Here is a 12,803-nt window from a genome sequence, read left to right on the forward strand (position 1 = left end):
TGGGAGGCCGCGATGGCTCTTTTGAACTTCAAGAAACGTGAAGCCCCGGGCGCACGCACCGTGAACCCGCAGGTCGAGGCGCTGCTGGACGGGTATTCCATCGAGGTGATGCCGCGCACCGCCGAGAAGGTGGACAATTTCCGCGACCTGCTGCCCGAGGGCACGCGCGTCTACATCGCGCATATCGAGGGCACGCCGATCGAGGACATGGTGGTGACCGCCAAGCGCGTGGCCGCAGAGGGCTACAAGGTGATGCCGCACTTCCCGGCGCGGATCATCAAGGACCGGGCGACGCTGGAAGACTGGATCGCGCGCTACCAGGGCGAGGCGGGCGTCGACCAGGCGCTGGTGCTGGCCGGTGGCGTGACCGAGCCGCATGGCGATTTCGACAGCTCGATGCAGTTGCTGGAATCGGGCGCGTTCGACCGCGCGGGCTTCAAGCGGCTGCACGTGGCGGGCCACCCCGAGGGCAACAAGGACATCGACCCCGATGGCGGGCGCAGGAACGTCGACGACGCGATGCAGTGGAAACAGAAGTTTTCCGAGCGGACCGACGCCGAGATGGCGCTGGCCACGCAGTTCGCGTTCGACGCCGACCCGATCATCAAGTGGGCCAACGACCTGTCGGCCGCCGGTATCACCCTGCCCATCCATATCGGCATCGCCGGGCCTGCCAAACTGCAGACGCTGATCAAGTTCGCCATTGCCTGTGGCGTGGGTCCGTCGCTGAAGGTGCTGCAGAAGCGGGCGATGGATGTGTCGAAGCTGCTCTTGCCCTACGAGCCGACCGACGTGCTGACCAAGCTGGCGGCGCACAAGGCGGCCAACCCGGATTTCAACATCACCAACGTGCACTTCTTCCCGCTGGGCGGCATCAAGACCAACGCCGAGTGGGCGATCGAAAACGGCGGCGCCTCGACCGTGCCCGCCGCGAAACAAGGATAAGTCATGACGCGTACCATCGTCGAAAGCAAAACCAAGACCGCCATCATCGGGTTCGACCAGCCGTTCTGCGTGATCGGTGAGCGGATCAACCCGACCGGCCGCAAGAAACTGGCCGCCGAGCTGGAAGCGGGCGATTTCTCGACCGTGGAGGCAGACGCCATCGCGCAGGTCGCGGCGGGCGCGACGGTCCTGGATATCAACGCGGGCGTTGTCTACAACTCGAACCCCGATCCCAACCAGACCGAGCCGCCGCTGATGCGCAAGGTCGTGGAATTGGTGCAGGGGCTGGTGGATGTGCCGCTGTGCATCGACAGCTCGGTGCCCGGCGCGCTGGAGGCGGGGCTTGAGACCTGCGAGGGCCGCCCGCTGTTGAACTCGGTCACCGGCGAGGAAGAGCGGCTGGAGCTGGTTCTGCCGCTGGTCAAGAAATACAACGTGCCGGTGGTGGCGATTTCCAACGACGACACGGGCATTTCGGAAGACCCCGACGTGCGCTTTGCCGTGGCCAAGAAGATCGTGGAACGGGCCGCCGATTTCGGTATCCCGGCGCATGACATCGTGGTCGACCCGCTGGTCATGCCGATCGGCGCGATGGGCACGGCCGGTCAGCAGGTCTTTACGCTTGTCCGCCGCCTGCGCGAGGAACTGGGCGTGAACACCACCTGCGGTGCGTCGAACATCAGCTTCGGCCTGCCCAACCGGCACGGGATCAACAACGCATTCCTGCCGATGGCGATGGGTGCGGGGATGACGAGCGCCATCATGAACCCGATCGCCCTGCCCGTGAAGGAGGCCGAGAAGGCCGCCAAGCGAGCCGAGGCCGAGGCCGCGGGGATCATCATTCCCGAGGACATGGATGACGAGACCTTCTGCCAGCTGTTTGGCCTGGGCAGCACGAAGCCGCGCGCGGGCAAGGAGATGGAGGCCATTCGCGCCGCCAACTTCCTGACCAACAACGACCCGCATGGCGGCGAGTGGATCAAGTTCAACAAGGCCCCGCCGAAAGCCGGCGAAGAAGAGGCCGGACGTGGCGGACGCGGTGGACGGCGCCGTCGCCGGGCCTGAACACCCGGACAGTGAAATCTGGAAAGCCCCGGTCTTGCGCCGGGGCTTTTTCATTGTGCGAGGGGGGTGAGCGGGCTTCTGACATGCCCGAAATCCTGCTAGCTCTCAGTCGGAACACGGGGCCGCAAATGGCCGGTTCGGACGCGCAATTATATTTGTCTTGAATTTTGGTGTGTGGGATGCCAGCCTACCAGTACGGGTAAAAGGACAGCGCGTACGAGGAGGTTCGCGCTGCCTCAATTTGCCCTGACAACAAGAGTATCGCCCGACGCGTGTCACGGACCACCCGAGCGGCCTCAGGGCGCATCGGGCCGGGGTCCTGCGAAGGGCTTGCACGATGTCTGGGAGGACAAGAGTTGAGTGACATTTCAATACCAGCGGGAGGCAAGGATACCGCCGCAAGCGGATCCGATGCCGTGCCAGGCGAAACGATCTATCTTGATGCGCCGGGAACGACGCTGAAGGACACCTGGAAGAACGCAGGCCCGGGCATCGCCGCCGCGATGACGGGCATCGGGGCGAGCCACATCATGCACGGTCCGACCGCCGGCGCGCAGTACGGTTACGCCCTGCTGTGGATCATCCCGGCGGCCTATATCCTGAAATACTGCTGTTTCGAATTCGCGCACCGCTACACGATGGTGAAGGGCGAAAGCATCATGAACGCCTATGGCCGGGTCGGCCAGTGGCCGTTCTGGTATCTTGGCTTCCAGTCGCTGGCCAACACCTTTGGCATTGCCGGGCGGGCCCTGGGCTGCGGTGCGCTGCTTTGGGCCGCGTTTCCGTTCATGTCGCTGGAAATGTGGTCGATGTCCGTTCTGTTGATCAGCGTCGCGATCCTGTGGCTGGGCAAGTACGAGGTGTTCGAAGGCGTGGTGAAGGTGGCGATCATCGTCTTCGCGCTGTCTTCCTTCATCGCCTTCGCGCTGCAGGCACCGCCCCCGGGCGAGTACCTGTCGCGGCTGCTGCCGAGCCTTCCGCCGGCCGGGGCCATGATCCTGTTCGGGGCGATGTTCGGGTATTTTCCGACCACGACCGAGGTTTCGGCGATGCAGTCCAACTGGGCCGTCGACAAGAAAAGCGGCATGGTCTACGTCAAGGAGATGCGCGCCAAGGGCCACAAGGTCGAGGTGCATCCCGACTACATGAAGAACTCGATGATCCTCTATCGCCGCGACATGAACGTGTCCTACATCGTTGCGGCGCTGACCGGCATGGTGTTCCTGATCGTGGGCGCCGTCGTGCTGAACCCGATCGGGCTGGTTCCCGCGGGGCGTGAAATGGGCGTGACCATCGCGCGCATCTATACCGACACGTTCGGTGCGTGGGTCTTCCCGGTCATTATCGCGGGCGGTATCGCGGCGCTCTTTTCGACCGTGTTCACCTATTTCGACGGTCAGGCGCGGGTGTTCGAGGAATGCTGTGTGCGGCTGAAGACAAGCTGGGACACGCCGGGAACGCGCAAGCTGATCAACCGCGGGTTTCAGGTGTTGTGGGTCATCGGGGGGGCCGCGGTGATGTTCGGATTGCCGAAGCCGATCCTGGTGGTGCAGCTTGCCTCGATCCTGGCGCTGGTCTTCTCGCCGGTCATCTACTGGCTGACGATCAAGGCGATCACCGACGGGTTCCAGACACCCGAGGAGCGCGAGCACATGCCCGGTCGCTTCATGATGGGACTGGCCTGGGCCGGGACAATCGGCCTGACCCTGGTGTCGATCTACGTGCTGTACATGATGGCGACGGCCTAGCGCGCCCTGACCTTGTACGAAAAGGCCGCGCCACGGGATACCGTGGCGCGGCTTTTTTCATGGGCGGGCCGGATGCGGCCCCCCTGCCCCGGACGCGCGTGCCGCCGCGTCAGACGATCAGCACCGGCACGGGCGAGAGATACGTGACCTTCTGCGAGACGCTGCCGAGAAGGTAGCCTTCCATCGAGCCCATGCCGCGCCGGCCGATCACGATCAGGTCGATGCCGTGTTCCTCGACGAACTTGACGATGTTGCGCGCGGTCGGGCCGGCCATGACGAAGGCGCGGACATCGGTCTTGCCGGCGTCCTGCGCGCGTTTCTTGGCGGTGCCGACGACCTCTTCGGCGTGGCTGCGCATGGCGTCGTCCATGTTGCCCGGATCGTCGGGGCGGACCATGGAGAGCGACGCCTCGAGCATCGAATGGTGGCGATAGACGGTCAGGATCGTCAGCGCGGCCCCGCCGCAAAGCGCAGCCATCTCGATGGCCCTGTCCACGGCCAGCTCGGAATTGGGCGACCCGTCGAAGGGCACCAGGATGAATTTGTACATGTCTCTCCTCCGGTTACTTGTCGAAGGCCAGGTCCCGCAGGAACAGGGCGATCTGGGGGAAGAAGATCAGCAGCACGGCGACCGACAACAGGATGAAGATGAAGGGCGGCGTGCCTCGGATGACCTCGATATAGGGGCGCTTGAAGACCGCGATGGCCGTGAAGATGTCACAGCCGAAGGGCGGCGTGGCCGAGCCGATGGCGACCTGAAGCGTGATGATCGTGCCGACCAGCACCGGGTCGAGGCCGACGGAATCGACCACCGGCGCGAAGATCGGGACCAGGACCAGGATCACCACGATCGGGTCGACGAACATGCAGCCGATGAAGAAGGCGATGGAGATGACGAAAAGCACGCCGATCTGGCCCATCTCGTCGATGCCGATGCCGCCCAGGATTTCCTGCGGGATCTGGGCGAAGGAAATGACCCATGAGAACGCGGCGCCGACGCCCACTAGGATGAACACCACGGCGGTGATGAGGCCGGTGGACTTGGCGGTTTCGTAGACGCCCTTGAGGTCCATTTCGCGGAAGATGATGACTTCGAGCACCAGTGCGTAGAGCACGCAGGCGGCCGCCGCCTCGGTCGGGCTGAAGATGCCGCCGTAGATGCCGCCGATGATGATCACCGGGAAACCCAGCGGCCAGAGCGCCTTGCGCCCGGCGCTGAAACGTTCGTCCCAGCTGTACTTCGGTTCGGTCGGCACGTTGTGGCGGACCGCGTAGATCCAGGCGTAGACCGAGAACAGGAACAGGATCAGCAGGCCCGGCCCGATGCCGGCGATGAAAAGCTCGGCGATGGAGGTGTTGGAAACGACGCCATAGATGATCATGCCGATGGAGGGCGGGATCAGGAAGGCGATGTCCGAAGCGTTGACGATGAGCGCGAGGATGAAGCTGTCGTTGTAGCCCGCCTTCTGCATCCGGGGGCGCAGCGGCGAGCCGACGGCCACGACGGTGGCCTGGGTTGAACCGGAGACCGCGCCGAACATGGTGCAGGCGGCGGCGGTGGACACCGCAAGCCCGCCCTTCAGGTGCCCCACGAAGGCCATGACAAGGTCGATCAGGCGATTTGCGGACTGGCCACGTGTCATGATGTCGGCGGCGAAGATGAACATCGGCACGGCGATCAGGGACGCGGGCCGAATGCCCGCCATGATCTGCTGGATCATGGTTTCAAGCTGACCGAAGCCACCGAACATGGTGTAGAAGCCGACGAAGGCGGCGACGATCAGCGGGATCATCATCGGAAAGCCCAGGAGCAGAAGGACGACCATGATGGAAAAGATGGTAAGGGCCATCGCTCAGACCTCCTTCTCGGTGTCGTCATACCCTTCGAGCACGGCGGTCGAGAGGTAGATATCCTTGTCGATGATGTTCTTGATGGCGGTCAGCAGGTACTGCACGCCGGTCATGAAGAAGCCGATGGGCACCCAGACGAGCGTGATCCAGACCGGGATCTGAAGCGAGGGCAGGACGCGGCCCCTGCCCGACTGTGTGAGGATGTATCCGTAGGCGTAATAGGCCAGCCCGAACATGAACACCGCCGTGACCAGCGTGATGACGATCATCATCAGCTTGCGGGCCTTGGGCGGCATGGTGTCGTAGATCGCGGACATGCGGATATGCCGGCCATGGCGGGCAGCATAGCTGATCCCGGCGAAGGTGATCAGGATGATCAGGATGCGGTTGAGTTCTTCGGAAAAGAAGATGCTGTTCTGAAAGACGAAGCGCCCGACCACGTTGGCGATGGTATTGGCCGCCATCAGGAGCACACCGACGGCGAGCATCACCGCCTCGATCTTGCTGATGAGAATGTCGATGGTGCCGAGAATTCCGGGCAGCGTGGAGACGTATTCTCCCGTGGGTTCGTCGTCCAGCCCCGTAGTGTCGGTCTGCGACTGGATCTGCGAGCCGTGTTCGTCTGACATAGCCTGTCCCCGCGTTCAGTGGTTCCGGCCGCGGCCGCGCCCCGCAAGGCACGGCCGCCGCACGGCTGTTGTTATTATTGGACGGCTTCCAGATCGGCCTTGAGCTGATCGAGGATCTTCTTGCCGCCATCGCCGGTCATTTCGAGGAAGGTCTCCTCGACCGAGGCGCCGGCCTCGACGAAGGGCTGGCGTTCTTCCTCGCTGAGGGTGTTGACCTGCATCGAGGGCTTGGCTTCCTTGATCTTCTCGATGCTCTCTTCGTGCAGGCCCTTCTGGTAGTCGATGATGTGGTCGAAGGCGACGTCGATCGCGTTCTGGATCACCGTCTGGTCCTCTTCCGACAGGCCATCATAGAAATCCTTGTTGGCCATCACGGCGGTGGTGAAGTTGTTGTGGCCGGCACAGGTGATGACCTCGGTCACCTCGTACATCTTCGTCGACTCGATGAAGAACATCGGGTTTTCCTGGCCCTGGATGATGCCGGTCTGAAGCGCGCCGTAGACCTCGCCCCACGGCAGCGGCGTGGGAGTGGCGCCAAACGCCTTGTAGCTTTCCACCAGCAGCGGATTGGTCATGACGCGAAACTTGACCTGGTCGAGGTCGGGCGGCCCGGTGACGGGTTCCTGCGTGGTCATGCAGACTTCGCCTTCGGGGAACATGGTCAACAGCTCCAGCCCCTGCTCGGCGTAAAGCTCGGGGAACATTTCGTTGATGGCCTTGGAGGTGCGGAAGAACTCGCCCAGCTTCTCGGTGTCCTGCGGCAGCAGGTACGGCACGAAAAAGACCTGCGCCTCGGGGATCAGCGAGCCGGTGAAACCGGGGCTTTGATCGACGAATTGCAGGATGCCGGTCTGGGCCTGTTCCATCGTATCGGCGGATTCACCCAGCGTGCCGTAGGGGAAGAGCTGGATGGTGTGGTCGGAATTGGCCTCGACCTCTTCCTTGAACTTTTGGGCATAGACGCCCTGGACCTCGTCGAGCGCTTCTTCGAAAGCGTAGCGCCAGGTCTCGGCGTTCGCGGTACTTGCGCTCAATGCCATGCCCGCGGCGACCGCGGCGGCAAAGGACGTGGGCAAAAATCTAGCCATTTCAAATCTCCCATTTCTTTCGTGACTGACCCTAGGCTGAGGGGCCGAAGTTAAGCTGTCAATGAACTTATCCGGCGCGACCGAGGTGGCGCGACGCGGTGGCGGGACTTTGGAGGTGTTGAATTTACTCAATAAAATCAAGCCAATGCCTGTGCACTGACCATGGGCTGCAGCGCCGGAAACCATGCCGAAAAATCAGGTGGCTTTTCTATGAGAACCTGTGCGAGCAACGCGAAAAACGTTCTCAAAGGCATGATTTTCGCACGGAACCGGGCACAGGCGGCCGGTCAGCCGCCGCCCAAAACGCGTGCCGACATCCGGTTTTCCACGCTGCGTTTCCAAGGGATGCGATGCCGTCCGGCGCTTGGCGGATCGGTGGGGCGTGCCGGTCGTCCGGGCGCCCCACCCTGCCCTTCAGGTCAGCTGTTGAGCCACCAGCGTTCCATGTAGCGTTCGCCGTCGAGATCCCAGTTGGTGGCCAGTTGTTCGGGCATGCCGACATCGTCGCCCACGCCGAAAACGTAGGACGCGAACATCGGGATGGCCGAGCCGCCCTCTTCGTTCAGGATCTTCTGCATCTCGAAATACATGTCGCGCCGCTTGGCCTCGTCGAGTTCGGCGCGCGCCTCGACAAGGAGCTTGTCGAAACGCTCGTTCGACCAGTGCGACTCGTTCCACGACACGCCGGTTTGGTAGGTGGTCGAGAACATCTGGTCCTCCACCGGGCGCCCGCTCCAATAGCTGGTGATGAAGGGCGATTTCATCCAGTGGTCGGCCCAGAAACCGTCATTGGGCTGGCGGTTTACCTTGAGGTCGATGCCGGCGCCCTTGGCGGAGTTCTGGATCAAGATGGCCGCGTCGACCGCGCCGGCGAAGGCGGCCTCGGAGGCCATGATCTCGATCTGCAGGGAGTCGAGGCCGGCTTCCTTGAGGTGGAATTTGGCCTTGTCAGGGTCGTACTGGCGCTGTTCCAGCTCGTCGTTGTAGAAGCGCTGGCCCGAGCCGATGGGATGGTCGTTGCCGACCTCGCCGTAGCCGAAGAGGATCTTGTCCACCAGTTCCTGCCGATCGATGGCGTATTTCACCGCGAGGCGGATGTTGTTGTCGGTATAGGGATCGACGTCGCAGAGCATCGGCAGGGAATAGTGCAGCGTGCCGGTGGTGGTTTTCAGGTTCACGCCGGGGCGGCGGCCCAGAAGTGCCGCGGTCTTGAGGTCGACCCGGTCGATCACGTGGACGTCGCCCGACACCAGCGCCGAGGTGCGCGCGTTCTGGTCGATGATCGACAGCACCTCGACGGTGTCGAAGAAGGCCACGTCGTCGGACCAGTGGTTGGCGTGGCGCGAGAGCTGCGAACTGACACCCGCGTCGTAATTGTCGAGCACGTAGGAGCCGCAGCCGATGTAATCCTGCCAGTTCATGGTGCCGTCGTCATTGGCGGGCATCACCGGCAGGTGGTAATCGGTCATGATGAAGGGAAAGTCGGCATTGCCGGATTCCAACTCGACCACCACGACGAGATCGCCATCGGCCTTGAGGTCGACCACGGGCGCGACCAGCGGGCCGGCGGCGGAGGTGTTGCCCTCGCCGCGATGGTGGTTGATCGAGGCCACGACATCGCTGGCCTTGACGGTGCGGCCATTGTGGAATTCCAGCCCGTCGCGCAGCTTGAACGTCCAGGTCTTGGCGTCGGGCGAGGATTCCGAGCTTTCGGCGAGCGACGGTTCCAGGCCGCCGTCAGTGCCGATCTGCGTCAGGTAGCCCTGGTAGCCGCCGAGCGAGAGACCGATGGTGTAGCCGTTCTCGATCACGCCGGGATCGAGCTTGTCGGTGGTGGCGCCGTGGCCGCGGGCGACGCGGAAATGTCCGCCCTTTTTCGGCGTCTGGGCGTGGACCATGTCGGCGGTCAGCGACAGCGCCGAGACGGTGGCGCCGGCGGCCAGGCCCTGTTGCATGAAGCGGCGGCGCGAGATCCGTCGCGTGCGCAGGTCGCGCGTCAGTTTGTCGAGGAAATCCATTCTCTTCTCCTTGTTGGACCGGCCTTTTTGGCAGCCGTTTTTTATGTTTCCGGGGGGACGTACTGCACGTGATGCGCCTCCCCCATGGCGCAGCTTAGCGAGTCTTTTCACGATCTGTCTCGTGGATGTTGGGAGGATGCGCGGTTTCCCCCGCCGGGTGGCACTTTTTTGAGCGTCCTGGTCGCCCCTGCGGCGGTGCAATCGGATGGTCGGGCGGCGACAAGTGGGCGGTATGCACGCGTGGGTTGTCACCCACCCTACGTGGCGGTGGCGCCGGTCAGGCGACGGCGGTGCGCACGCCCTCGGTCTGGAAGAGCCAGCCCGGTCCCCAGCCGCGCGCATCAGTCCCGGCGCGGCCCAGAACGTGCCACAGCAGCGCCTGGTTGGAGCTGATGACCGGCAGGCCAAGCTCGGATTCCAGCGTGTCGATCACCCCGAAGGTGCGCAGGTTGGTGCAAGAGGTGAAGATGGCCTGCACGCCCGCCGCCTTGGCGGCCTCTGTCACAGCGGCGTGGGTGGAGGATTCGGTGATGCGGGCGACGCGGCGGTCGTCGGTTTCGCCGAAGCTGAGATTATGGACCACCTCGATGCCGCGCGATTCGAGGAATGTGCGCATGGGGGCGATCACCTGGGCCGAATATGGCGTGACCATCGCGATGCGTGAGGCGTTGAGGGCGCGCAGACCGGCCACCACGGCGCTGATCGGGTTGGTGACCGGCACGCCGGGATGGGCCAGCTGCACCTGTCCCTCGACCAGGTCGGGCCCCATCAACGCCGAGGCGGAGGTGCAGCCGTAGCCCACCGCATTCAGCTCGCCCGGCAGAAGGGCTGCGGAGGCGGCCATGCGTTCCTGCATGGACAGCAGGTTTGCGGGGCTGACCTCGTTGTCGGAAAAGATGCGGGTGTGATGCACGCCCACGTCGCGGCCCGCAAGAACGTGGCGCGCCTCGGTTTCCAGCGTCTCGTCGGTGCTGAGGACCACGAGGCCGATGCGGGTGCCCATGCCGGTGTCCAGATCGTATTTCATCGCGAGCTTCCGTCCGGCCAGCTGACAGTGCCGCCTGCCACAGCCGCCGCGACGCCGGTTGTCGCGGGGCAGGATGTGGGCAGGCCGCGCAACACGCGCACGGCGAGGTGGCCGAAGGCCTGGGCTTCGAGCATGTCGCCGTCGAGGCCCACGGCCTCGACCGGGTCGACCACGGCGTCGAGCGCGGCGCGCAGCATGGCCATCATCACCGGGTTCTTGCGCCCGCCGCCGCAGACCAGCAGGCGTTCGGGCGGGGATGGGCAATGCTCCATCGCCTGCAGGACCGATGCGGCGCTCATCGCGGTCAGGGTCGCGGCGGCGTCGGCATCGGAGAGTTCGTGCACGAGGGTGTAGAGGTCGGAAAAGGCGTCTCGGTCGAGGCTTTTCGGGGGGATCTTGCGGAAGTATGGCTCGTCGAGGAAGAGCTCGAGCGCGCCCTGGGCCACGGTGCCTTGCAAGGCCAATGCGCCGTCGCGGTCGCAAGGCTGGTTCCGGCGTTGCATCATGAGGTCGTTGACGGGGGCGTTGGCGGGGCCGGTATCAAAAGCCAGAAGCGCGCCGTCCTGATCGGGGCGGTCGCGGCTGGGGTCGATCCAGGTGATGTTGCCCACGCCGCCGAGGTTGAGGAACGCCAGCGGGCGGTCGGCCCCCATCCACTTGGCGCAGGCGAAGTGGAAGAACGGGGCGAGCGGCGCGCCCTCGCCCCCCAGGCGCACGTCCGCGCTGCGGAAATCCCAGATCACCGGCAGGCCGAGATGCATGGCCAGCGCCTCGCCATCGCCCAACTGGTGCGTGCCGCGCCCTTGAGGCTCATGCGCCAGGGTCTGGCCGTGGTACCCGACGATCTGCGCGCCCTGAAAGCGCGACAGCGCGTCGATATGGGCCTGTTGAACGAGCGGCAGGACCTCCTGCCCCACCTCGTCCGGCCACTTGCCCAAGGCGTCGCGCAGAACGGCCTCTTCGGTGGGGGAATATGCGCGATAGGCACTGTCGCCGAAGGCAAAAATCGTCTCGCCATCGGTCTGGACCATGGCGGCATCGACCCCGTCGAGCGAGGTGCCCGACATCGCCCCCAATGCCCAGACAGGGCCGCTCTTCAAACCGGCCTTCAACATGGCCTTTTCCTTCGCCTGAACCATCCCTATACATGCCGCGCAAAACCAGCTGGGACAAGCGATATGACCTACCACGCCAAATCGGATTTCATGGCCACGATGATCGAGCGCGGCTTTCTGGCCGACTGCACCGATTACCAGGGGCTGGACGAGGCCCTGAGCGCGGGCGTGGTGCCGACCTATATCGGTTATGACGCCACGGCGCAGTCGCTGCATGTGGGCCATCTGCTGAATATCATGATGTTGCGGTGGCTGCAGAAGACCGGGCACAAGCCGATCACGCTGATGGGCGGCGGGACCACGAAGGTGGGCGATCCCAGCTTTCGGTCGGACGAGCGGCCCTTGCTGGGGCCGGAACAGATCGAGAGCAATATCAACGGGATGCAGCAGGTTTTTGCGCGCTACCTGGCCTATGGCGACGAGCCGACCGATGCGCTGATGCTGAACAATGCCGAATGGCTGGACGGGTTGAATTACCTGGAGTTCCTGCGCGATATCGGGCGGCATTTTTCCGTCAACCGGATGCTGTCCTTCGAATCCGTCAAGTCGCGGCTGGACCGCGAGCAATCGCTGTCGTTCCTCGAGTTCAACTACATGATCCTGCAGGCCTACGACTTCCTGGAGCTGAACCGGCGCTATGGCTGCCTGTTGCAGATGGGCGGGTCGGACCAGTGGGGCAATATCGTCAACGGGATCGACCTGACGCGGCGGGTGCTGGACCATGAGATCTACGGCCTGACCTCGCCCCTGCTGGAAACCGCAGATGGGCGCAAGATGGGCAAGTCGGCGGACGGCGCGGTGTGGTTGAACGCCGACATGCGGTCGCCCTACGAGTTCTGGCAGTTCTGGCGGAACACGATGGATGCGGATGTTGGCCGGTTCCTGAAGCTTTACACCGAGTTGCCGGTAGACGAATGCGAGCGCCTGGGCGCGCTGGCGGGGGCGGAGATCAACGAGGCGAAGGTCATTCTGGCGAACGAGGTCACCACCCTCTTGCACGGGGCGCAGGCGGCGGAAAACGCCGAGGCCACGGCGCGGGAAGTGTTCGAGAAAGGCGGCGTCGGGGACGATTTGCCGACGCTGGAGCTGTCGGCGGCAGAGGTGGGCGACGGGATTTCCATTGTGCAGCTGATCGTGAAATCGGGGCTGGCGGGCTCGGGCAAGGAGGCCAAGCGCCTGATTGCCGAGAACGGCGCCAGGCTGGACGACCAGCCGCTGACCGACGCGGGCCTGATGGTGGATGCGCAGGCATTGGCCAGCCCGATCAAACTGTCGGCGGGCAAGAAGCGGCACGCGCTGGTGAAGATCGCCGGGTAA

General features: G+C 64.0%; 11 protein-coding genes. 4 read left to right on the forward strand and 7 right to left on the reverse strand.

Annotated elements, in window-relative coordinates:
- The first annotated feature begins 12 nt into the window (after window positions 1–12).
- From FIU89_RS10805 to FIU89_RS10815, 3 genes are all read left to right on the forward strand, one after another.
- Window positions 13–945: a methylenetetrahydrofolate reductase gene (locus tag FIU89_RS10805; protein ID WP_152492595.1), complete on the forward strand. Its 933-nt coding sequence runs from the start codon at window positions 13–15 to the stop codon at window positions 943–945.
- Window positions 946–948: 3 nt separating this feature from the next.
- Window positions 949–2,010 carry a methyltetrahydrofolate cobalamin methyltransferase gene (locus FIU89_RS10810; protein WP_152492596.1) on the forward strand — a complete coding sequence of 354 codons (1,062 nt, stop codon included), beginning with the start codon at window positions 949–951 and terminating at the stop codon, window positions 2,008–2,010.
- 416 nt (window positions 2,011–2,426) lie between these two features.
- Complete coding sequence (locus FIU89_RS10815; RefSeq protein ID WP_216647015.1) at window positions 2,427–3,758, forward strand: Nramp family divalent metal transporter; 1,332 nt, start codon at window positions 2,427–2,429, stop codon at window positions 3,756–3,758.
- 109 nt (window positions 3,759–3,867) lie between these two features.
- On the opposite strand, the gene FIU89_RS10820 is transcribed toward FIU89_RS10815, so the two are convergent.
- From FIU89_RS10820 to FIU89_RS10850, 7 genes are all read right to left on the reverse strand, one after another.
- Window positions 3,868–4,308 carry a universal stress protein gene (locus FIU89_RS10820; RefSeq protein WP_152492597.1) on the reverse strand — a complete coding sequence of 147 codons (441 nt, stop codon included), beginning with the start codon at window positions 4,306–4,308 and terminating at the stop codon, window positions 3,868–3,870.
- Between the two features lie 13 nt (window positions 4,309–4,321).
- Entirely contained in the window at window positions 4,322–5,608 is a 1,287-nt protein-coding gene (locus FIU89_RS10825) for a TRAP transporter large permease (protein WP_152492598.1), read from the reverse strand.
- 3 nt (window positions 5,609–5,611) lie between these two features.
- On the reverse strand, window positions 5,612–6,238 hold the full coding sequence (locus FIU89_RS10830; RefSeq protein WP_152492599.1) for a TRAP transporter small permease: 627 nt from the start codon (window positions 6,236–6,238) through the stop codon (window positions 5,612–5,614).
- Window positions 6,239–6,312: 74 nt separating this feature from the next.
- Window positions 6,313–7,326: a TRAP transporter substrate-binding protein DctP gene (dctP, locus tag FIU89_RS10835; protein ID WP_152492600.1), complete on the reverse strand. Its 1,014-nt coding sequence runs from the start codon at window positions 7,324–7,326 to the stop codon at window positions 6,313–6,315.
- Window positions 7,327–7,745: 419 nt separating this feature from the next.
- Complete coding sequence (locus tag FIU89_RS10840; protein ID WP_152492601.1) at window positions 7,746–9,344, reverse strand: ABC transporter substrate-binding protein; 1,599 nt, start codon at window positions 9,342–9,344, stop codon at window positions 7,746–7,748.
- A gap of 277 nt (window positions 9,345–9,621) precedes the next feature.
- Window positions 9,622–10,371 carry an aspartate/glutamate racemase family protein gene (locus FIU89_RS10845; RefSeq protein WP_152492602.1) on the reverse strand — a complete coding sequence of 250 codons (750 nt, stop codon included), beginning with the start codon at window positions 10,369–10,371 and terminating at the stop codon, window positions 9,622–9,624.
- Window positions 10,368–11,486: an anhydro-N-acetylmuramic acid kinase gene (locus tag FIU89_RS10850; RefSeq protein ID WP_152492603.1), complete on the reverse strand. Its 1,119-nt coding sequence runs from the start codon at window positions 11,484–11,486 to the stop codon at window positions 10,368–10,370. Before FIU89_RS10850 ends, FIU89_RS10845 begins: the two co-directional genes overlap by 4 nt.
- Window positions 11,487–11,549: 63 nt before the next feature.
- Between FIU89_RS10850 and tyrS the strand changes: the two genes are divergently transcribed.
- Complete coding sequence (tyrS, locus tag FIU89_RS10855) at window positions 11,550–12,803, forward strand: tyrosine--tRNA ligase (protein ID WP_152492604.1); 1,254 nt, start codon at window positions 11,550–11,552, stop codon at window positions 12,801–12,803.

The sequence above is a fragment of the Roseovarius sp. THAF27 genome, from assembly GCF_009363655.1.
Taxonomy (GTDB): domain Bacteria; phylum Pseudomonadota; class Alphaproteobacteria; order Rhodobacterales; family Rhodobacteraceae; genus Roseovarius.